At 61.0% G+C, this 20,370-nt stretch carries 18 protein-coding genes and 1 pseudogene; 11 read left to right on the top strand and 8 right to left on the bottom strand.

Annotated features, from left to right (window positions below; translation table 11 throughout):
- Nucleotides 1–17 precede the first annotated feature (17 nt).
- Both QMK52_RS12935 and edd read right to left on the bottom strand, forming a co-directional pair.
- Nucleotides 18–974 (bottom strand): glucokinase, encoded by a 957-nt coding sequence (locus QMK52_RS12935; RefSeq protein ID WP_005790999.1) that lies wholly within the window; start codon nt 972–974, stop codon nt 18–20.
- Complete coding sequence (gene edd, locus QMK52_RS12930; RefSeq protein ID WP_005791001.1) at nt 971–2,797, bottom strand: phosphogluconate dehydratase; 1,827 nt, start codon at nt 2,795–2,797, stop codon at nt 971–973. Before edd ends, QMK52_RS12935 begins: the two co-directional genes overlap by 4 nt.
- Before the next feature lie 222 nt (nt 2,798–3,019).
- Between edd and gap the strand changes: the two genes are divergently transcribed.
- The 8 genes and pseudogenes from gap to QMK52_RS27375 all read left to right on the top strand — a co-directional run bounded on the left by gap (nt 3,020) and on the right by QMK52_RS27375 (nt 11,929).
- On the top strand, nt 3,020–4,021 hold the full coding sequence (gene gap / locus QMK52_RS12925; protein WP_005791003.1) for a type I glyceraldehyde-3-phosphate dehydrogenase: 1,002 nt from the start codon (nt 3,020–3,022) through the stop codon (nt 4,019–4,021).
- Between the two features lie 132 nt (nt 4,022–4,153).
- Nucleotides 4,154–4,672, top strand: a complete 519-nt coding sequence (locus QMK52_RS12920; protein WP_005791005.1) for an RNA polymerase sigma factor — start codon at nt 4,154–4,156, stop codon at nt 4,670–4,672.
- Nucleotides 4,673–4,747: 75 nt separating this feature from the next.
- On the top strand, nt 4,748–5,716 hold the full coding sequence (locus QMK52_RS12915; protein WP_320404155.1) for a FecR family protein: 969 nt from the start codon (nt 4,748–4,750) through the stop codon (nt 5,714–5,716).
- Nucleotides 5,717–5,831: 115 nt separating this feature from the next.
- Nucleotides 5,832–8,396, top strand: coding sequence for a TonB-dependent receptor (locus QMK52_RS12910; protein WP_194439108.1), 2,565 nt, complete (start codon nt 5,832–5,834; stop codon nt 8,394–8,396).
- A 137-nt stretch (nt 8,397–8,533) separates the two neighbouring features.
- Nucleotides 8,534–9,142, top strand: coding sequence for a biliverdin-producing heme oxygenase (locus QMK52_RS12905; protein WP_078822215.1), 609 nt, complete (start codon nt 8,534–8,536; stop codon nt 9,140–9,142).
- Nucleotides 9,143–9,250: 108 nt separating this feature from the next.
- Nucleotides 9,251–9,652: a YbaN family protein gene (locus QMK52_RS12900; RefSeq protein WP_005791013.1), complete on the top strand. Its 402-nt coding sequence runs from the start codon at nt 9,251–9,253 to the stop codon at nt 9,650–9,652.
- A gap of 138 nt (nt 9,653–9,790) precedes the next feature.
- A pseudogene (locus QMK52_RS27380) lies at nt 9,791–11,071 on the top strand (HAMP domain-containing protein); the annotation flags it as partial.
- Between the two features lie 102 nt (nt 11,072–11,173).
- Nucleotides 11,174–11,929: a methyl-accepting chemotaxis protein gene (locus QMK52_RS27375; protein ID WP_372804199.1), complete on the top strand. Its 756-nt coding sequence runs from the start codon at nt 11,174–11,176 to the stop codon at nt 11,927–11,929.
- Between the two features lie 62 nt (nt 11,930–11,991).
- Here the strand turns inward: QMK52_RS27375 and QMK52_RS12890 are convergent, their stop codons facing one another.
- On the bottom strand, nt 11,992–12,567 hold the full coding sequence (locus tag QMK52_RS12890; protein WP_005791016.1) for an NAD(P)H nitroreductase: 576 nt from the start codon (nt 12,565–12,567) through the stop codon (nt 11,992–11,994).
- 140 nt (nt 12,568–12,707) lie between these two features.
- Between QMK52_RS12890 and QMK52_RS12885 the strand changes: the two genes are divergently transcribed.
- Genes QMK52_RS12885 through QMK52_RS12875 form a run of 3 tightly spaced genes read left to right on the top strand, consistent with a single transcriptional unit; the run spans nt 12,708 to nt 16,343 of the window.
- Nucleotides 12,708–14,147 carry a di-heme oxidoredictase family protein gene (locus QMK52_RS12885; protein WP_320404154.1) on the top strand — a complete coding sequence of 480 codons (1,440 nt, stop codon included), beginning with the start codon at nt 12,708–12,710 and terminating at the stop codon, nt 14,145–14,147.
- A gap of 31 nt (nt 14,148–14,178) precedes the next feature.
- Nucleotides 14,179–15,243 (top strand): imelysin family protein, encoded by a 1,065-nt coding sequence (locus QMK52_RS12880; RefSeq protein ID WP_005791021.1) that lies wholly within the window; start codon nt 14,179–14,181, stop codon nt 15,241–15,243.
- A 2-nt stretch (nt 15,244–15,245) separates the two neighbouring features.
- Complete coding sequence (locus tag QMK52_RS12875; RefSeq protein WP_005791023.1) at nt 15,246–16,343, top strand: DUF1513 domain-containing protein; 1,098 nt, start codon at nt 15,246–15,248, stop codon at nt 16,341–16,343.
- A gap of 102 nt (nt 16,344–16,445) precedes the next feature.
- On the opposite strand, the gene QMK52_RS12870 is transcribed toward QMK52_RS12875, so the two are convergent.
- The 5 genes from QMK52_RS12870 to colR all read right to left on the bottom strand — a co-directional run bounded on the left by QMK52_RS12870 (nt 16,446) and on the right by colR (nt 20,215).
- Nucleotides 16,446–16,673, bottom strand: a complete 228-nt coding sequence (locus QMK52_RS12870; RefSeq protein ID WP_005791025.1) for a hypothetical protein — start codon at nt 16,671–16,673, stop codon at nt 16,446–16,448.
- Nucleotides 16,670–17,389: a lipopolysaccharide kinase InaA family protein gene (locus tag QMK52_RS12865; protein WP_005791027.1), complete on the bottom strand. Its 720-nt coding sequence runs from the start codon at nt 17,387–17,389 to the stop codon at nt 16,670–16,672. The genes QMK52_RS12870 and QMK52_RS12865 overlap by 4 nt, the downstream gene beginning before the upstream one ends.
- A 3-nt stretch (nt 17,390–17,392) precedes the next feature.
- Nucleotides 17,393–18,073: a class I SAM-dependent methyltransferase gene (locus tag QMK52_RS12860; RefSeq protein WP_005791029.1), complete on the bottom strand. Its 681-nt coding sequence runs from the start codon at nt 18,071–18,073 to the stop codon at nt 17,393–17,395.
- Between the two features lie 188 nt (nt 18,074–18,261).
- The gene (locus QMK52_RS12855) at nt 18,262–19,542 is read right to left on the bottom strand and encodes a sensor histidine kinase (RefSeq protein WP_005791031.1); all 1,281 of its coding nucleotides are present in this window, start codon (nt 19,540–19,542) and stop codon (nt 18,262–18,264) included.
- Nucleotides 19,532–20,215 (bottom strand): two-component system response regulator ColR, encoded by a 684-nt coding sequence (colR, locus tag QMK52_RS12850; protein ID WP_003208587.1) that lies wholly within the window; start codon nt 20,213–20,215, stop codon nt 19,532–19,534. The genes QMK52_RS12855 and colR overlap by 11 nt, the downstream gene beginning before the upstream one ends.
- Nucleotides 20,216–20,370 lie beyond the last annotated feature (155 nt).

Below are 20,370 nucleotides of genomic sequence, written 5' to 3'. Positions count from 1 at the left end.
GAAGAGGCCATCACAGCCTATGCAAAAGCCTGCTCAAGCGCCACGCCAGCCCCGGTCAGCCCCGAATACGGCGCTGTCACCAACCACACCGGAATACCTTTGAAGTAGTCGCTCATGCAGCCTTTATCCGCAAAACTTTTGGCGAAACCGCTGGCGATAAAGAAGTCGGCAAACCTGGGTATCACCCCACCCACGATGTACACGCCACCGCGCCCACCGGTGGTCAAGACGTTATTGCCCGCGACCCGGCCCAGCCAGATGCTGAACTGGTCCAGCACTTCCATGGCTACCGCGTCACCGGCCAGGCCCGCTGCGGTGATGGCTTCGGGCGTGTCCAGCACCGGCTCGTGCCCGTCCACCGCACAAATAGCGCGATACAGACGCGGCAACCCGCCGCCGCTCAATACGGTCTCGGCGCTGACATGGCCGATCTCCGTGTAAATATGCTGCCACAGCTGGGTTTCCCGCGGGCTGCTCAGGGGCAGGTCGACGTGCCCGCCCTCCCCCGGCAATGCCGCGAAACGCCCGGCGCCAAGGTCCAGCAAGGTGCCAACGCCCAGGCCAGTGCCCGGGCCGATCACCACCGCTGGGCGCAACGGCTCCTGCGTGCCTTCGCAGACCACGCGGAACTCGTCGGGCTTAAGACGCGTCATGCCCAGGGCCATGGCCGAGAAATCATTGACCAGCAGCAGTTCATCCACTTGCAGGGCTTGGCAAAACGCCGTCTTGCTCAGGCGCCAGTGATTGTTGGTGAACTTGAACTCATCGCCACTCACCGGCCCGGCCACCGACAGGCACACCGCACCGATGTCCCCGATTTCCAGGCCTTCCTCTGCGAGATAGACCTTGATCGCTTCTTCAGGGCTTTGGTGATCCGCTGTGGCATGCACGCGGATCGAATGCAGCTCCTGATCTCGCCATAACGCAAAACGGGCGTTGGTACCCCCGATATCACCGACCAGCGCAAGCTTCACTTAAGCGTCTCCAAGGCAGAGGTAAAGGCGCTGGCGCCCTGCTCTGCGGAGCTTGCGGCCAAGCGCATGAATGCAAACAGCTCGCGACCTGCCCCCACGTTATTGCCCAACAGGCCCGTGGCAGGCGTGCGCGCTGCAAATACTTCGGCGTCCACTTTAAGCTCCAGGGTGCCGGTGACGCCATCGACGCGGATGATATCGCCATCCTGCACCCGCGCCAGCGGCCCGCCGCTCTGGGCTTCGGGGTTGACGTGGATCGCGGCAGGGATCTTACCCGAGGCGCCGGACATTCGCCCATCTGTTACCAACGCCACTTTGAAACCACGGTCCTGCAACACGCCGAGAAACGGGGTCATCTTGTGCAATTCCGGCATACCGTTGGAACGTGGCCCCTGAAAGCGCATCACCGCAACGAAGTCTTTTTCCAGCTGGCCCGCCTTGAAGGCGTCGGCCAGGTCTTGCTGATCCTGGAACACCACCGCCGGCGCTTCAACAACCTGATGCTCGGGCGCGACAGCCGAAACTTTCATCACGCCACGGCCAAGGTTGCCTTCCATCACGCGCAAGCCGCCTTCCGGCGAGAACGCACGGGCCACGGGGCGCAGGATGGTTTCGTCGAGGCTCTCGATCGGGCCATCGCGCCAGACCAGCTCGCCGTCCACCAGGAACGGTTCCTGGATATAGCGGCTCAGGCCCTTGCCGGCCACGGTGTTGACGTCTTCGTGGAGCAGGCCGGCTTCGAGCAGTTCGCGGATCAGGAACGACATGCCACCCGCCGCCTGGAAGTGGTTGATGTCGGCCTTGCCGTTTGGGTACACGTGGGACAGGGTCGGCACCACCTCGGAGAGGTCGGCCATGTCTTGCCAGGTCAGGATGATGCCCGCCGACATGGCAATGGCCGGCATGTGCAGCGTATGGTTGGTGGAACCGCCGGTAGCGTTTAGCGCAACGATGGAGTTGACGATGGATTTCTCGTCGACGATCTCGCCGATCGGCGTGAAGTTGCCATTGGCCTTGGTCAAGCGCGTGACCTGGTGCGCCGCTTCGCGGGTCAACGCGTCACGCAGCGGCGTGTACGGATTGACGAATGACGCGCCCGGCAAATGCAGGCCCATCACTTCCATCAACAACTGGTTGGTGTTCGCGGTGCCGTAGAAGGTGCAGGTGCCGGGGCTGTGGTAGGACTTCATCTCCGATTCCAGCAGCTCTTCGCGGCTGGCCTTGCCCTCGGCGTAGCGCTGGCGCACATCGGCTTTCTGCTTGTTGGAGATACCCGACGGCATCGGGCCGCCCGGCACGAAGATCATCGGCAGATGGCCGTAGCGCAGCGCGCCCATCATCAGGCCGGGGACGATCTTGTCGCAGATCCCCAGCATCAGCGCGGCGTCGAACATGTTGTGGGACAGCGCTACCGCCGTGGACATGGCGATGACTTCACGGCTGAGCAGGCTCAGTTCCATGCCCGGCTCGCCCTGGGTCACACCGTCGCACATGGCGGGGGTGCCGCCGGCGAACTGGCCGACCGAGCCCACTTCACGCAGGGCTTTCTTTATTTGTTCAGGGAAATGTTCGTAGGGCTGATGCGCCGAGAGCATGTCGTTATAAGAAGAAACAATTGCCACGTTGGCGGCATTCATCATGCGCAGGCTGTTTTTGTCTTCGGTGCCGCAACCGGCTACACCGTGGGCGAAGTTGGCGCATTGCAGCTTGCCACGCATCGGACCGTCGCTGGCTGCGCCGCGGATGAGCGCAAGGTAAGCCTCGCGGGTGGCGCGGCTGCGGGCGATAAGCCGTTCGGTGACCTCAAGAACGCGGGGATGCATGTATAGAACTCCAGGCTAACGGATGTGGCGACCTGAGTGTCTATGCTGATCAAACGCCCACGGCTCACGGGATGGCAGAGGGTCGTTTGGATCATCGGACCAGTTGATTCAGGTCACTCGTTGTAGATTGAACAAAATATTGCCACTAAAAAGGCTTGTTTTCTATTTTTATGCGAATAATCTTGTAATTCTTACAACAAATCGACGACAGGCACTTTTCCAATGACTCTACGTATCGCAATCAATGGTTTTGGTCGTATCGGCCGTAATGTCCTGCGCGCACTGTATACCCAAGGCTATCGCCAGGATTTGCAGATCGTCGCCATCAATGATTTGGGCGACAGCTCGATCAACGCCCACCTGCTCAAGTACGACACCGTACACGGCACTTTCGATGCAGAGGTCGCCCACGATCAGGAAAGCCTGACCGTCAATGGTGACCGGATTGCCGTCAGTGCCATCCGCAACCCCGCCGACCTGCCGTGGGCTGCACACAAGATCGACGTGGTGTTCGAATGCACCGGTCTGTTCACCGACCGCGACAAGGCTGCCGCCCATATTACCGCCGGCGCACGCAAGGTGATCATCTCGGCTCCGGCCAAGGGCGCGGATGCGACCGTGGTCTACGGGGTAAACCATGACATTTTGCGTCAATCCCACCAGATCATCTCCAACGCGTCGTGCACCACCAACTGCCTGGCGCCGGTCGCGCAGGTGCTGCACCGTGAGCTGGGTATCGAAAGCGGCCTGATGACCACCATTCACGCCTACACCAACGACCAGAACCTGACCGACGTCTACCACACCGACCCGTACCGCGCGCGCTCGGCCACCCAGAACATGATCCCGAGCAAAACCGGCGCGGCTGAAGCCGTTGGCCTGGTACTGCCGGAACTGGCGGGCAAGCTGACCGGCATGGCGGTGCGGGTACCGGTGATCAACGTGTCTCTGGTGGACCTGACTGTGCAGTTGAAGAAAGAAGCCACGGCCGATGAAGTCAACGCCCTGCTGAAACAGGCCAGCCAGCACTCGAAGATCCTCGGTTACAACACCCTGCCGCTGGTTTCCAGTGACTTCAACCATAACCCGCTGTCGTCGATCTTCGATGCCAATCACACCAAGGTCAGCGGCAAGTTGCTCAAGGTGCTGGCCTGGTACGACAACGAGTGGGGCTTCTCCAACCGTATGCTGGATAACTGCCTGGCGCTGTGCAACGCCGAGTAACCCCAACTGTGGGAGGGAGCAAGCCCCCTCCCACAGTTACATTTTGTCCAGAGTAGGTTCAGGGAAATAGCCACTTGCCATTTCAGTTGATGATAAGCATTATCATTCGCTGCAAATCGGTCTGGTATCACTGTGAGCCAATCTCGCTTCAACCAAGTCTTTCTCACCCAACGGGTGATTCTGCTACGCACCTTGCAGCGGATGGTGAATAACCACAGCACTGCCGAGGACCTGTTGCAGGAAACCTACCTGCGCGTCACTCGGGCCCTGAGCGAGCGGCCGATCGACCACCTTGAACCCTTTGTGTACCAGACCGCGCGCAACCTGGCGCTGGATCACCTGCGCTCGCGCCGGATCCAGGCCCGCACGTTGCAGGAAGACGTGCCGCTGGACGTGCTGCAAAGCGTTGCCGCCCCTGCCAGCACACCTGAAGAAGCCATTCAGGCCGAGCAACTGCTGGAGCATCTGAGCGTCAGCCTCGGCCAGTTGAGCGCTCGTCAGCAGCGGATTTTCATCCTCAGCCGCCTGCACGGTTGCAGCTACCAGGAGATTGCCGATCAGTTGAACGTGTCCTTGAGCACCGTACAAAAGGAACTGAAATTGATCATGGCCATCTGTGTAGGTGTGGCCGAACGACTGGATCAGCCTTAAGCTCCATCCGACAGAGCTATCGATCCACGCTGTACGAAAAAATGAATAGAACGTGGCGAAGACCCGAGGAACACCGTGACGGACCCGAATAAACTGCGCCCCCATGCGTTGGCTCATGAGGTGCTGCAAGACACGGCCATGGACCAAGCCCTCGACTGGCTGATCGCCTTGCAGTGCCCGCAACCCGGGCAGCAGGCCGAGTTCGACGCCTGGCTGGCCGAGGACCCGGCGCATGTCCACGCGTTCAGCAAGGCCCAGGCGACCTGGGCAGGTGCACCGGTACACAGCGCCGCCGTGGCCCTGGCGGTGCCACGCAAGCCAAGCGGTTGGCGCCGGATCAAACCGCACTGGAAGCCCTTGGCCACTGCGGCCGTGCTGTTGATCGGTCTGTTCAGCTTCAGCAACTTGCCGATGCGCTTGCAGGCCGATCACCTCACCGTGGTCGGCGAGCGCCAGCGCCTGCAACTTGACGATGGGTCCAAGGTGCTGCTCAACACCAACTCGGCATTTTCCAGCCGCATCACCGACCACCAGCGCATTGCGCGCTTGTACCAGGGCGAAGCGTTCTTCGACATAGCCCCCAGCCGCGGTCTGGCCCTGGAAATCGACGCCGGCCCCGTGCGTGCCAGCGTGCGCGACACCGCCTTCGCCGTGCGCTACCTCGATGGCGAGGCCCAGGTACAGGTGCAGCGTGGCGATGTCGACCTGAGCAACACCTTCGACGATGCCCGCGTACGCCTGAGTGCCGGGCAAAGCATCCGCATCGGCCCCAAGGGTTTCGGCCAACCGGCCAAGCTCGATGTCGGCAAGGATCTGGCGTGGGTGCAGGGTCGTCTGGTGTTCGAAAATTGCCCGCTGAGCGAAGTCCTGGCTGAACTGCGCCGCTATTACCCTGGCTGGATCGTCAACAACAATGAGCAACTGGCCAGCGTCGCCGTCACCGGCAACTATCGCCTCGACCAGCCCCTGGACGTGGTGCGCTCCCTGGCCCACATCACCTCGGCCAAGCTGTCGGAATACCCGGCGCTGGTAATCCTGAACTAAATGAGAATTATTTTTACTCGATGTTAACCGGCGATACGTCTCGTTATAGCCAATGCAACTGATTCCTATTTGGTTCAGTTCGCAACTATAAGATTCGTATCCCGGAGCGCTCTCGATGTCCTCTCGTTTCAACCGCCGGTGTTCTTCGCCCGTTTTGTCCTTGCTGACCGCTGCGATCCTGCTGGCTGGCGCGCCCGTCATGAGCGCCACCGCCGCCGAACCCGCCCCTCGCAGCCACGGTAATTACAACTTCAGCATCGAGCAGCAACCGCTGGTGTCGGCGCTCAACGCCTTTACCGCGGTGACCGGCTGGCAAGTCGGCCTGCCGGCAGAGCTGGGCCAGGGAGTGTCGTCCCCTGGCGTGCGCGGCCCGCTGTCGCCGGAAAAAGCCCTGGAGCGGTTGTTGGTGGGGACCAACCTGAGCTACCGCAAACTGGGCAATAACAGCATCGTACTGGAGAAACGCGCCGCGGGCGGCGCCCTCGCCCTGCAACAGGTGACCATCAGCGCCACCCGTAACGAACAGGATGTGAACAGCGTACCCAGCACCGTCAGCGTGCACGACCGCGAGGAACTGGACCGCCAGAACACCAACAACATCCGCGAACTGGTGCGCTACGAGCCCGGTGTCTCCGTCGGCGGCGCCGGCACCCGCTCAGGCAACGCGGGCTATAACATCCGTGGTATCGACGGCGACCGCATCCTCACCCAGGTGGACGGCGTCGAAGTGCCCAACAACTTCTTCAACGGCCCCTACGCCAAGACCCGTCGCAACTACGTCGACCCGGAAATCGTCAAGCGCGTGGAGATCCTGCGCGGCCCGGCCTCGGCCCTGTACGGCAGCAACGCCATCGGCGGCGCGGTGAGCTATTTCACCCTCGACCCGGACGACATCATCAAGCCCGGCAAGGACGTCGGTGCCCGCCTGAAGACCGGCTACAGCTCCGCCGACGAGAGCTGGCTGACCTCCGGCACCTTCGCCGGGCGGGTACAGGACTTCGATGGCTTGCTGCACCTAAGCCAGCGCAATGGTCATGAAACCGAATCCTACGACGGCAACAACGCCACCGGCCTGGCCCGCACCGGCGCCAACCCGGAAGACGCGCGCACCACCAACGTGCTGGCCAAGCTGGGCTGGAACTATGGCGATGACAACCGCCTGGGCCTGACCTACGAGAAGTTCAAGGATGACCGCGACGTCAACCTGAAGAATGCCGTAGGCGGCCCGTTCATCGGCGGTCGAGGCATGAACCTCTACCGTGCCCGCTCGGGCAACGACACCATCACCCGCGAGCGCTTCGGCCTGGAAAACACCTTCGCCCTGGAGTCGCCGATCGCTGATCGCATCAAGACCAGCCTCAACTACCAGATCGCCAAGACCGACCAGACCACCGCCGAGATCTACCAGGCTGGTCGCCGCGTACTGCGTACCCGCGACACCCTTTACGAAGAAAAACAGTGGGTCTTCGACGCTCAACTGGACAAGGCGTTCAGCGTCGGCGAAACCGACCACCAGGTGACCTACGGCACCACCCTCAAGCAGCAGAAAGTCACCGGCTCGCGCGAAGGCTCGGCCTCGTGCCTGGCCATTGGTGGCGGCTGCACCGCCATCGGCGCGCCCAGCCCGCAAGCAAGCGATAGCGTGAAGAAGGCCAGCGACTTCCCCGACCCGACCATCAACACTTACTCGTTGTTTGCCCAGGACCAGATCAGCTGGGATAAATGGACCTTCCTGCCCGCCGTGCGGTATGACTACACCCGGCTCAAGCCCAAGCTGACCCAGGAGTTCCTCAACACCGTCAACCCAACTGGCGAATATGCCGTCGATGGCAAGGACAAAACCTGGCACCGCGTCACGCCAAAGTTCGGCCTGACCTACGCCCTGACCGATAACTACACCTGGTTCGGCCAATACGCCGAAGGCTTCCGCACCCCCTCGGCGAAGGCCCTGTATGGCCGCTTCGAAAACCTCAACATTGGCTACACCGTCGAACCCAACCCCGACCTCAAGCCGGAGACCAGCAAAGGCATCGAGACCGGGATACGCGGCAAGTTTGACGAAGGCTCCTTCGACATCGCGGTGTACTACAACAAGTACCGCGACTTTATCGACGAAGACAACGCCGTGGTCGGCGGCACCGTGGAGCAGTTCCGGGCCGTCAATATCAAGCGCGCCACCATCAAGGGCGTGGAAGCCAAGGGCCGCCTGAACCTGGATGCGTTCGGCGCGCCGAAGGGCCTGTACACCCAGGGTTCGATTGCCTACGCCCACGGTCGCAACGACGACAATGGCGAACCATTGAACAGCGTCAACCCGCTCAAGGGCGTGTTTGGCCTGGGCTACGACCAGGACAACTACGGCGGCCTGCTGAGCTGGACTCTGGTGAAGAAACAGAACCGCGTCGACAGCACCACCTTCCACGCTCCCGACGGCAGCACTGACGGCCCGTTCAAGACCCCGGGCTTCGGCATCCTCGACCTGACCGCCTACTACAAGGTCACCAACGACGTGACCATCAATGGTGGCCTCTACAACCTCACCGACAAGAAGTACTGGAACTGGGATGACGTGCGCAGTTACGACAGCGTCGGCGAAGCTGGCGTAACCGGCCCGGCCAACCTCGACCGCCTGACCCAGCCCGGACGCAACTTTGCGATCAACCTGATCTGGGACATCTGATCCACCCGCCTCACCTCGCCGGAATCCATCAGCGGCGGGGTGAGGATTTTTTACTGTGCCACGTCTTCTTGTTCGTCTAGTTGATAACAGCTCTCTTTAAGGGCACCCAGGCGCTCCCTCTTTCAAGGATTTTTTACATGACCGCTTCTCCTACCGCAGAACGCCCAAGCCTGCGCTCCCAGCGCCTGAACCAGATCACCAATGAACCGCACACCAAGCTGGATGCGTTGGTGAAGGCTCATGCGCCGTTCGAAACCCAAGCCAACTTCGCCCGCTTCGTGGTGGCCCAGTACCTGTTCCAGTCGGAACTGGTGGCGCTGTACAACGATGCCGCGCTGAACACGATCATTCCCGACCTGGCCGCCCGCTGCCGCGCCGAAGCCGCCAAGCTCGACCTGGCTGACCTGGACACCGACGTTCCGGCTCCGGTCGCCGGCGCGGTGAAAAACCCAAGCCAGGCCGAAGCCCTGGGTTGGTTGTTCGTGTCCGAAGGCTCCAAGCTGGGCGCCGCGTTTCTGATCAAGCGCGCCGTGGGCCTGGGCCTGAGCGAAACCTTCGGGGCCCGCCACCTGGGCGAACCGGCCGGTGGCCGCGCCGAAGGCTGGAAAAGCTTCACCCGCACCCTCGACAGCCTGGAGTTCAGCGCCGAAGAAGAAGCTGCGGTAGAAAAAGGCGCGATCGATGCGTTTGTGCGCTTCACCGTGTTGCTGGAACAGGCGTACGCTAGCGCCCCAGAAATGGCGTAAATGTTCCGGTAGACATCGGCTCAATGTGGGAGCAGGCAAGCCAGCTCCCACATTTGAGTGCATTTCATGGCAGATAATGTGTAAACCCTCCCACCAGAAAACTGCAGCATGACCGGCAAAACCCAATCCACCTCAAAGATCGCCCAACTTCTCTATGGCCTGCTGGCCTACGTCAGCCTGGGGATTGGCTTGGTCGCGATTGTCATACCGGGTTTGCCGACCACCGAATTCATCCTGCTGGCCGCCTGGGCCGCCACCAAAAGCTCACCGCGCTTAAGCGCCTGGCTGGAAAACCACCGCCTGTTCGGGCCGATCCTGTTCAACTGGCGCAACGGCAAGATCATTGCGCGCCGGGCCAAGGTCAGCGCCACCGTAAGCATGGTCCTGTGTGCAGTCTTGATGCTGGTGATGCTTGATCATGGCTGGCCGGTGTACCTGGCCATCGCCGGAATGAGCCTGGGCAATCTGTGGATCTGGTCCCGCCCCGAGCAGCTCGCACGGCCCGTATAACGCCCGGCGTAGGCATTTTCCTACCGCTCATCGCCTATTACTCATGAATTGATTTGTGACGCCGATGTTTCAGGAACGGCGCCGAATGGACTTGGCTCTGCTGCGTGCATACCCACAAGTCCATTCGTGAGTGAACCTATGTTCGACACCCTTTCTATCCGCTTGAAAATCGTGCTGCTGTCCGGCCTCTGCCTGCTGGGAGTGATCGCACTGGTGGTCGGCATCAATATCTACAACACCAACCAGAACGATCGGTTGGTCAGTGATTCAAGCTCACGAATGCTCACCGCCAGCGTGGAACAGCTGCTGCAAGCCAAGGCCGCTGAACAGGCCGGGCACTTGCAAAAGACCTTCGGTGAAAACCTGCTGGCGGTTACCGCCCTCGCCGACCAGATCAAGGACCTGCGTCAGCTGGGGACCAAGCGCTCCATTGAAGCCGGCGCCCTGCGCGAAGAAATCAACCAGAGCGTGAAAACCGCGTTCGAGCGCAACACCAAGGTGCTGGGCATCTGGCTGTCGTTCGAGCCCAACGGCCTGGATGGCAAGGACAGTGAATTCGTTGACGACAAGGCCCGCGTCTCCAACGAAAAAGGCCGTTTTTCCAGCTACTGGAGCCGTGCCGGCGGCGAAAGCCTGAACACCATCATGGTCGAGGATGACCTGACCAAGACCACCCTCAACCTCAGCGGCACGCCTTACAACATTTGGTATACCTGCCCACGGGACACCCGCAGCACCTGCCTGCTGGACCCGTATGAAGACACGGTGGCCGGCAAACCTGTGCTGATGACCACCATTTCCCTGCCCCTGATCGTCGATGGCAAAGTCATCGGCGTCGTGGGTGTCGACATCGCCCTCACTGCCCTGCAAGCCACCACCGATGCGGCACAAAAGGACGTGTTCAACGGTGCTGCTCACCTGGAAATCCTGTCCAGCACCGGCCTGATTGCAGCCTACAGCGGCGAACCGGCCAGGGTCGGCAAGAACCTGGTCGACACCCTCGGCGCCGAAGGCAAGGAGATCGTGCAACTGCTGGGCAATGATCGGCCCATGATCCGCGAACAGGACGACACGATTCGCGCCGTGTACCCGGTCAAGCCGATTGCCGATGCCAAATCCTGGGGTGTGGTGATCAAACTGCCTAAAAGCGTGATGCTGGCTGATAACGAAAAGCTGCAAGCCGTGCTCGACGAAGCCCAGGCTACCGGCACCGTCAAAGCCTTGCTGGTGGCAGCCGCCGCCGGCTTGCTGGGCCTGTTGCTGATCTGGCTGACCGCCACCGGCGTGACCCGTCCGATCAACAGCGTGGCGGCCATGCTCAAGGACATTGCCAGCGGCGACGGCGACCTCACCCAACGCCTGGCCTACACCAAGAAAGACGAACTGGGCGAGCTGGTGAACTGGTTCAACCGCTTCCTCGACAAGCTGCAACCGACCATCGCCCAGATCAAACAAAGCATCACCGAAGCCCGGGGTACGGCGGATCAATCCTCGGCCATTGCACGCCAGACCAGCGAAGGTATGCAGGTGCAGTTCCGTGAAATCGACCAGGTCGCCACGGCGTCGAATGAAATGAGCGCCACCGCCCACGACGTCGCCAACAGCGCCTCCAATGCCGCCAGCGCGGCACGTGGCGCCGATCAGTCGGCCCGTGAAGGCATGTCGATCATCGAGCAGAGTACCCGCGACATCACCACCCTTGCCGAGGAAGTCAGCAAAGCCGTGACCGAAGTCGAAGCCCTGGCGGTCAACAGCGAGCAGATCGGTTCAGTCCTGGAAGTGATCCGCAGCATTGCCGAACAGACCAACCTGCTGGCATTGAACGCCGCGATCGAAGCAGCACGCGCCGGCGAAAGCGGGCGTGGATTTGCGGTAGTGGCCGACGAAGTACGCAACCTGGCCAAACGCACCCAGGATTCGGTCGAGGAAATCCGCGTGGTGATCGAACGCATCCAGAGCGGTACCCGTGGGGTAGTGGCGACCATGCACTCCAGCCAGCACCAGGCCCAGAGCAATGCCGGGCAGATCCATCAGGCGGTGCAGGCGCTGGGCAAGATCAGCGACGCGGTCACGGTGATCAGCGACATGAACCTGCAAATCGCCAGCGCTGCCGAAGAGCAGAGCGCGGTGGCCGAAGAGGTCAACCGCAACGTCTCGGCGATTCGCACCGTGACCGAAACCCTCACCGGCCAGGCCACCGAGTCGGCGGCGATCAGCAGCCAGCTCAATGCCCTGGCCAGCCAGCAGATGAAGTTGATGGATCAGTTCAGGGTGTAATCGATCTCAAAGACACTGGGGTCAAAATGTGGAAACGTCGCACCGCCCCTCCCACATTTAGATCACTTTTTGTCTTGAAAGCCGGTCCAGGCCTGGACAAACGGCGTCAGGTCTTCCTTCGGTGCGGTACGCGGCGGGTTCTGCGGTGTACCCAAATAAAGGAAGCCAATCACCTCCTCATCCGCCGTCAGCCCCAACCCTTTGGCGACGTGGGCCGAGTAAGACAGTTCACCGGTGCGCCACACTGCACCAATCCCCTGGGCATACGCCGCCAGCAGGATGCCGTGGGCCGCACAGGCCGCCGCCAGCAATTGCTCGGACTTGGGCACTTTGAAGTGCTCCTGCAAACGCGCAATCACCACAACTACCAACGGCGCACGCAGCGGGCCGTTCTGCGCCTTGTCGATGACCGCTTGCGGTGCGTCGGCGTCCTGCAGCCGGGCGGCTTCGGCCAACAGCGTGCCCATTTGCTCACGGGCTGCGCCTTCTACGGTGAGGAAACGCCAAGGGCGCAATTGACCGTGATCGGGCGCCCGCATGGCGGCAGCGAACAACAGGTCGCGCTGCTCCTGGGTCGGTGCCGGGTCGAGTAAACGCGGCACGGAAACACGGTTGAGCAAAGCGTCGAGAGCCTGCATTGGCCACCTCCAGAAAAAAATGTGCGGTCATTCTAGCGGGAAAGAATCGCGATGCCACCAAACGATAATTGCTCTTATTCAAACCGCCCGGCCCTGTTAGACTTTGCGACCAGATTTTGCCCCCTCGTCCAGGAATCTCGATGTTCCGTTCGCTTTCCTACCTGTCTGCAGCGTTGCTGGCTCTATGCCTGACGGCTTGCGACGACGCCCCTCGCTTCACCAAGGCCGAGCCGGGTGAATCGCGATCCGGTGGCGCGACGACGGTAAACAAGCGCGACCAGAACGCCTTTTCCCTGCCCTCGGCCAACCTGGCACCCAGCCGTCGCCTGGATTTCAGCGTCGGTAACAGCTTCTTTCGCAACCCCTGGGTGATCGCGCCGGCCACCACCACGGCACGGGATGGCCTGGGCCCACTGTTCAATACCAACGCCTGCCAGAACTGCCATATCAAGGACGGCCGTGGCCACCCGCCGCTGCCCGATGCACCCAATGCCGTGTCGATGCTGGTGCGCCTCTCCATTCCCCTCTCCATTACAGAGCAGCCCCCCTACGCCAAGCTGATCGAACAGCTCGGCGTGGTGCCCGAGCCGGTCTACGGCGGGCAGTTGCAAGACATGGCCGTGCCTGGCGTAACGCCGGAAGGCAAGGTGCGGGTCGACTACAGCCCTGTCCAGGTCAGCTTCAAGGACGGCACCGTCGTCGAACTGCGCAAACCCGACCTGCAAATCACCCAGCTCGGCTACGGCCCGATGCACCCCGACACACGCTTCTCGGCACGCATCGCGCCGCCGATGATCGGCCTGGGCCTGCTCGAAGCGATCAGCGACGCCGATATCCTGCGCAACACCGACCCCAAGACCGCCGACAGAGACGCCATCGTCGGCCGCGCTAATTGGGTCTGGGATGACGCCCAGCATAAAACCGTACTCGGGCGTTTTGGCTGGAAAGCCGGGCAACCCAACCTCAACCAACAAAATGTTCACGCGTTTTCGGGTGATATGGGCCTCACGACCTCCCTGAGACCCTTTGATGACTGCACCGACGCCCAAGTGGCGTGCAAGCAGGCGCCAAACGGCAATGGCCCTGACGGCGAGCCGGAAGTCAGCGACAACATCCTGCGCCTGGTGCTGTTTTACACCCGCAACCTCGCAGTGCCTGCACGCCGAGGCGTCAACACGCCGCAGGTGCTGGCCGGCAAGAACCTGTTCTACGAGGCCGGCTGCCAGGGCTGTCACAAGCCGACATTCACCACGGCCGCCAACGCCGCCGAACCCGAGCTGGCCAACCAGGTGATACACCCCTACAGCGACCTGTTGTTGCACGATATGGGCGAAGGCCTCGCCGACAACCGTACCGAATTCAAAGCCTCCGGCCGCGAGTGGCGCACCCCGCCGCTGTGGGGCATTGGCCTGACGCAAACCGTCAGTGGTCACACCCAGTTCTTGCATGACGGCCGCGCCCGCAACCTGCTTGAGGCCGTGCTGTGGCACGGCGGGCAAGCACAAGCGGCGCAGCAACATGTGTTGTCATTTAACGCCGAACAGCGGGCCGCGTTGCTGGCGTTCCTGAATTCTTTATAAGCTTTGCCCCACTCACAGAAGGGAGCTCGACATGTTTCGTCCCAAGTTGTTGTTCACCAGCCTCGCCGCCCTTGCCCTGGGCGCGTGCTCGCCCCAGGACCCGCAAGCAGTGACCTCGGCGGCGATCGCCAAGCAGGTGATCCTGCCGACCTACAGCCGCTGGGTTGAAGCCGACCGCCAGCTGGCCGTCAGCGCCCTGGCCTACTGCCAGGGCAAGGAAAGCCTGGACACCGCCCGCGCCGACTTCCTGCACGCACAAAAAGCCTGGGCCGAGTTGCAACCGTTGCTGATCGGCCCACTGGCCGAAGGCAACCGCGCCTGGCAGGTACAGTTCTGGCCGGACAAGAAGAACCTGGTAGGTCGCCAGGTCGAGCAACTGGTCAGCGCCCAGCCGCAGATCGATGCGGCCGCCCTGGCCAAATCGAGCGTGGTGGTGCAGGGCCTGTCGGCCTACGAATACATCCTCTACGACGCCAAGCCCGACGTTGCCGACGAAACCCAGAAAGCCCGCTACTGCCCGCTGCTGATGGCCATCGGCGAGCGTCAGAAAGCCCTGGCTGAAGAGATCCTCGCCAGCTGGAACAGCACCGACGGTATGCTCGCGCAGATGACCAAGTTTCCGAACCAGCGCTACGCTGATTCCCACGAAGCCATTGCCGATCTGCTGCGCGTGCAAGTAACCGCACTGGACACCCTGAAGAAAAAACTCGGCACGCCGATGGGCCGCCAGACCAAGGGCATCCCGCAACCCTTCCAGGCCGATGCATGGCGCAGCCAGTCCTCCCTGCAAAGCCTGGAGGCCAGCCTCGCCGCCGCCCAGACCGTATGGGTCGGTGTCGACAACAAAGGCCTGCGCGGCCTGCTGCCGAGCGATCAGAAGCCGTTGGCCGAGAAGATCGACGCCGCCTATGCTGCGTCGCTGAAACTGTTCGCCAGCAACCAGCGCTCCCTCAATGAACTGTTGAACGATGACGCCGGGCGCCAGCAACTCAACGATATCTACGACAGCCTCAATGTGGTCCATCGCCTTCACGAGGGCGAGCTGGCCAAAGCATTGGGCGTCCAACTGGGCTTCAACGCCAACGACGGTGACTGATGATGCTCAGGCGACAGGCTTTGGCGCTGGGTAGCGTGCTGCTCAGCGCCCTCACGTTGGGCGGCTGGACGCTGTTCAAAGGCAAAGACAAGGGGCCGCTGCTGCTCTCGGCACGCGATGATGCCGACGGCAAGCACTACGCTGTCGGCTATCGCCTGGACGGCAAGCCCGTCTTTGCCACCCAGGTCGGCCAGCGCTGTCACGACATCATCAACCACCCCACACGGCCAATTGCGCTGTTCGTCGCCCGTCGCCCGGGCACCGAGAGCTACCTGATCGACCTGCGCGATGGCACGCTGCTGCAAACCATCACCTCAAAGGCCAACCGGCACTTTTACGGCCATGCGGTGATCCACAAGAGCGGCGACTGGCTGTACGCCACCGAGAACGACACCTCAGATCCCGGTCGTGGGTTGTTGGGTGTGTATAAGTTCGAAGGCGAGCGGTTGGTACACAGCGGCGAGATTTCCACCCACGGCGTCGGCCCGCACCAGGTCTCCTGGATGCCCGACGGCGAAACCCTGGTGGTGGCCAACGGCGGCATTCGCACCGAAGCCGAAAGCCGCGTGGAGATGAACCTCAACGCCATGGAACCGAGCCTGGTGCTGATGCAGCGCGATGGCACCTTGATCAGCAAGGAAACGTTGGGGCAGCAAATGAACAGCGTGCGCCATATGGGGATCGCCAGCGATGGCACCATCCTCACCGGGCAGCAGTTCATGGGGCCGTCCCAGGAGCGTTCCGAGTTGCTCGCAATCAAGCGCCCGGGCCAGCCTTTTATAGCGTTCCCGGTAGCCGATGAGCAACTGCAAGCGATGGGGCACTACACCGCCAGCGTGGCGGTGCACAGCGAACTGCGCCTGGTAGCGCTCACGGCGCCGCGTGGCAATCGTTTCTTCATCTGGGATATGGACAGCGCCGAGCTGCGCCTGGATGGGCCGTTGCCCGACTGCGCCGGTGTGGGTGCAGTGGCGGACGGGTTTGTGGTTACGTCGGGACAGGGACGTTGCCGCTTCTATGATTGTCGTCAGGAACGACTGATGGCCAAGCCATTGGAATTACCGGCGGGGTTTTGGGATAACCACCTGCACCTGATCTGAAAATTGCCCCTCTGCAGGAGCGAGCTTGCTCCTACCGTTAAAGCGTCAGGCGTAAAAAAAGGGCCTCGCATCGCAAGGCCCTTTCCAGGAGTTTTACTCGTTTCAACTTTGCGGCCTCATTGCTTGAGACATCCCGAACATGAATAGCAGCAAATCATGATCAGGCCTGGCCGCCACACTTGCCTTGGCAATCCGCGGCAGCAGGCATTGCCCGCCACCGTCTACCGCACTGAGCACTTGTGTGCGAGGTTGTTCCCACGCTGCCAGGGCAAGGGCTGAAATGCCCAACGCCCCGACCAAAAACAAACCTCGTGCTATTTCTAGCTTCATCTGGTTAAACCCTTGATAGCGCTGCCAAACGCCGTCTCGTAAAAGTAGCTGAGTTTTTTCCAGTCGGTATCGTTCCACGACGAATGGCGGCGCAATTGCAGCATGTCATGGGACGCGGCCCGATAAGCGGTCAAACGCTGGCGACATTTTTCAAAATCCAGCAGGGCCACTTCCACAATCGCCGCATCAGGCTCACCGGTTACCCGCACGAAAATGTGCTTGATATACAAGCAACCGTGCTGCCAGCGACCCTTGTGCATACGGGCCAGGGTGCCGGCCAGCTCCTGGAGCAAACGCTCGTGGACCGCCTCGCCGTACTGCTCACGGCCACCGGCGGCGTACCAGTTTTCGATCTCGTCGAAACCGTCCAGTGACGCGGTCACCAACAGGGCTTTCCATTGATGCTCCGGGTCGCGTCGCGCCTCGCAAAACACCAACTCCGGCACGCGCACATCCAGCAAACGCAGGCCCTTCAAGGCATCACGCTCACGCAGCACGGTCGGACGCCCGAATGGATGCAACCAACTGCGGTAGATGTGCCCGGTCTGACGCTTGCAATACAGCAAACGCCCATTAGGGCTGACCACTCGCTGCACACCACTTTCACCGCCACGCCGGCGATTGGGTTCTTCGACCCACTCACCCTTCTGGCGCCAGAAATAATCAAACCGCTCCTCGGGAGCTACATGACTGCCTGCTACGCACTCAACTGCCATCTGTTACCTCTTGCGCAATACATACACTCGCCACATGGCGTAGAGCGGTATGAAGTCCAGGGATTCCTGAACACGGAAACCGGCCTGCTCGAATTCTGCCTCGACAGTAGCAGCCGGTAACACAAACCGGTTTTGGTAACCTTCCTGCTCACCTCTTTTGCGACGACGTACTTCGCTGCGCTTGCGCTTCCAGGCCTTGAAATTGCCGTCCACCCACAGCGAAATAATCACGCTGTCGCGGGTAACTCGCTGAAACTCACGCAGTATTGTCAGCCTGTGCTCCGCTTCACCAATGTGGTGCATCAAGCGCATGCAGAAAATACTGTCGACGGAGTTATCTGGCAAATCGATATCAAAGGCAGATGTCTGCAAAGGGCGTACCCGTTTCACCACCTCCGCCGGTTGAGCGGTGGTGGCGATCTTCAACATCGACGCCGAATTGTCAGCCCCGATAATCACACGGTTGGGTTTTTCGGCCAGCAACGGCCAGAAACGTCCAGCGCCACAAGGCAGGTCCAGCACCAGGCCCGGCTCACCGGCCATGGCCAGTGCACCACGCGCCAGCTGCTCGTCGCGTTTGTGGGACAACCGGCGAGCCAGATTGTCCTGATGTTTGAGCAAATATTGTTGCGCGTGTTGATCGTCGTACTTTTCGGAAAATTCCAACTTGATTGGGGAAGGCATCGTACGTCTCCGGTAACTGATGCCTGCAACCTTAAGCAGCTAAACGTAATCAACAGGTCAACTCATTGTGAAAATCTTGTCCTGTCCAACTGCATACATTTCAAGACTTTACAGAAACATTCAGTAGCATCGGGCCATCTTCGCTGAAAAGCAGGCAGTCTGCATCCGCAAAACGACAGACTGAACGGTCAGCTTTTGACCTGGCTCAGCTCGACATGAAAACGGCAGCCATTGGGCTCCATCGTCGTCAGGCTCACGCTCCAGCCCTGGCTCTCGCAGATCCGTTGCACCAGCGACAGACCAAGCCCCAGCCCCTCGCCACGGTTCTCGCTGCCGCGCACAAAAGGCTCGAACATCGCTTCGCGCTTGTCTTCAGGAATGCCCACGCCAGAGTCCTCCACCACAAAACCACTCGGCTCCAGCGTGAGGCGGATAAACCCTTGCTCGGTGTAATGCAGTGCATTGCGCAACAGGTTACCCATCACTGCGTGCAGGAACGTGGTGTTGTAGCGAGTATCCAGAGGATTGCCAGGGCAGTAGATCAACTCAAGGCCTTTTTGCTCGATGGGCCCACGCCAGATCCCAAGCAAATCTTCGGCGACCTGCGTCAGGTTGACCTGAGCCGACATGACAGCATCATCGTGCTTGGCACGAGCCAGCATCAGGAAGGTCTGCACCAGTTCACGCATTTCCTCACAGGCCCGCGCGATTCGCTGGACCTGGTTACGGCCGCGTTGATCAATGGCGGGGTTTTCCAGCAGCAGCTCACAGGAGCTGGCCAACACCATCAAGGGCGTGCGCAGCTCATGGCTTACATCACTGGTAAACAACTGCTCACGGGACAACGCCTGCCGCAGGCGCCCCAGCGTGGCATCGAACGCCACCGCCAGCTCGCCCACTTCATCAGCTGCGTAATCCGGAGCCAAGGGCGGCGCCAGCCCTAATAACTGGTCACGATGCCGTACCTGGCGAGCCAGGCGTACTACCGGCGCCATCACCTTGCGGGCCAGCACCCAGCCGAGGAACACCGCCAGCGCCAGGCTGAGCACGAACCCCACCAGCACCACGGCAAACAGCACGCGCTCGCGCTCCTCAAAATCGCTTTGATCCTGCAGCAGCACATACCGCCGACCGTCGATCACCTCGACCATGGCGTGGTACGACAGAGACTCGCGAAATACTTCGTGGAAGCCCGGGTCCAGATGCCGAAGATCCTTGGGCAACTCGAAATCGCCTTGCCCGCCGCTGAAGTAAAACAGCTGGTCCGGCTCCGGCCGATGTCGCCAGTCTTCCATGCTGTCCATCAACAGCAGCCGTTGCAGGTCACCGCCCAGGCCCGCCGAGATCAGCTTCTCTTCCACCAGGTGCACCGTCGCAACGATCCCCATGGCGAAGGCCCCCGCCACCAACGCACTCATCAAGGCAAAGGCGATGATGATCCGTTGGGCAAGGCTTTGTCTAAACTCCATCACGGCCCTCGGCCAAGCGATAACCCACCCCGTGCACCGTTTGCAGCAACGGCTTGGCAAAGGGCTTATCGATCACCTGGCGCAATTGGTGAACGTGGCTGCGCAGGCTGTCGCTGTCCGGGCAGTCATCGCCCCACAGGGCTTCTTCGAGAATTTCCCGGCGTAGCACGTGCGGGCTCTTCTGCATCAGCACTGCCAGCAGTTTCAGGCCGACGGGGTTGAGCTTGAGCAGGCGCCCTTCGCGGGTGACTTCCAATGTATCGAGGTCATAGTTCAGGTCGCCCACCTGCAGGGCGCGGCGGCCACCACCCTGGGCACGCCGCAACACCGCCTCGATTCGCGCGGCCAGTTCCGACAAGGCAAATGGCTTGAGCAGGTAATCATCAGCCCCGGACTTGAAGCCTTGCAGGCGGTCATCCAGTTGATCGCGTGCGGTGAGCATGATCACCGGCGTATCGCGCCGTGCGTCTTCGCGCAGGCGTTTGCACAGGGTGTAGCCATCGATGCCAGGCAGCATGATATCGAGCACGATCAGGTCGTAATGCTCGGTGGCCGCCAGGTGCAGGCCCGACAAGCCGTCCTGCGCACAGTCCACTGTGTAGCCTTTAAGACCCAGGTAATCGGCCAGGTTGGCCAGAATATCGCGGTTGTCTTCAACCAATAGAATTCGCATGGGCAGTGTCTCCGTACGCGGTAACGGCCTTGTTGGCTCACGCAGCTTAAGGCCAAGCGAGGCTCAGGGATAGAGCTGAAAGGCGCGTCGATAGGGGTTTCCAACTGTTTGTATGGTCAAACGAGTTTTTCACTATAGCTTCACAAGCTGACTAC

This window comes from Pseudomonas sp. P9_2 (assembly GCF_034008255.1).
Lineage (GTDB): Bacteria > Pseudomonadota > Gammaproteobacteria > Pseudomonadales > Pseudomonadaceae > Aquipseudomonas > Aquipseudomonas synxantha_A.
The sequence above is the reverse complement of the archived record's forward strand: the minus strand, read 5'-3'. Positions and strand labels throughout refer to the sequence as shown.

Coding starts and splice junctions, on each gene's coding strand:
- edd (WP_005791001.1), bottom strand. CDS start 2,797: ATGCATCCCCGCGTTCTTGAGGTCACCGAACGGCTTATCGCCCGCAGC.
- gap (WP_005791003.1), top strand. CDS start 3,020: ATGACTCTACGTATCGCAATCAATGGTTTTGGTCGTATCGGCCGTAAT.
- QMK52_RS12910 (WP_194439108.1), top strand. CDS start 5,832: ATGTCCTCTCGTTTCAACCGCCGGTGTTCTTCGCCCGTTTTGTCCTTG.
- QMK52_RS12905 (WP_078822215.1), top strand. CDS start 8,534: ATGACCGCTTCTCCTACCGCAGAACGCCCAAGCCTGCGCTCCCAGCGC.
- QMK52_RS12900 (WP_005791013.1), top strand. CDS start 9,251: ATGACCGGCAAAACCCAATCCACCTCAAAGATCGCCCAACTTCTCTAT.
- QMK52_RS27375 (WP_372804199.1), top strand. CDS start 11,174: ATGCAGGTGCAGTTCCGTGAAATCGACCAGGTCGCCACGGCGTCGAAT.
- QMK52_RS12890 (WP_005791016.1), bottom strand. CDS start 12,567: ATGCAGGCTCTCGACGCTTTGCTCAACCGTGTTTCCGTGCCGCGTTTA.
- QMK52_RS12885 (WP_320404154.1), top strand. CDS start 12,708: ATGTTCCGTTCGCTTTCCTACCTGTCTGCAGCGTTGCTGGCTCTATGC.
- QMK52_RS12880 (WP_005791021.1), top strand. CDS start 14,179: ATGTTTCGTCCCAAGTTGTTGTTCACCAGCCTCGCCGCCCTTGCCCTG.
- QMK52_RS12875 (WP_005791023.1), top strand. CDS start 15,246: ATGCTCAGGCGACAGGCTTTGGCGCTGGGTAGCGTGCTGCTCAGCGCC.
- QMK52_RS12870 (WP_005791025.1), bottom strand. CDS start 16,673: ATGAAGCTAGAAATAGCACGAGGTTTGTTTTTGGTCGGGGCGTTGGGC.
- QMK52_RS12865 (WP_005791027.1), bottom strand. CDS start 17,389: ATGGCAGTTGAGTGCGTAGCAGGCAGTCATGTAGCTCCCGAGGAGCGG.
- QMK52_RS12860 (WP_005791029.1), bottom strand. CDS start 18,073: ATGCCTTCCCCAATCAAGTTGGAATTTTCCGAAAAGTACGACGATCAA.
- QMK52_RS12855 (WP_005791031.1), bottom strand. CDS start 19,542: ATGGAGTTTAGACAAAGCCTTGCCCAACGGATCATCATCGCCTTTGCC.
- colR (WP_003208587.1), bottom strand. CDS start 20,215: ATGCGAATTCTATTGGTTGAAGACAACCGCGATATTCTGGCCAACCTG.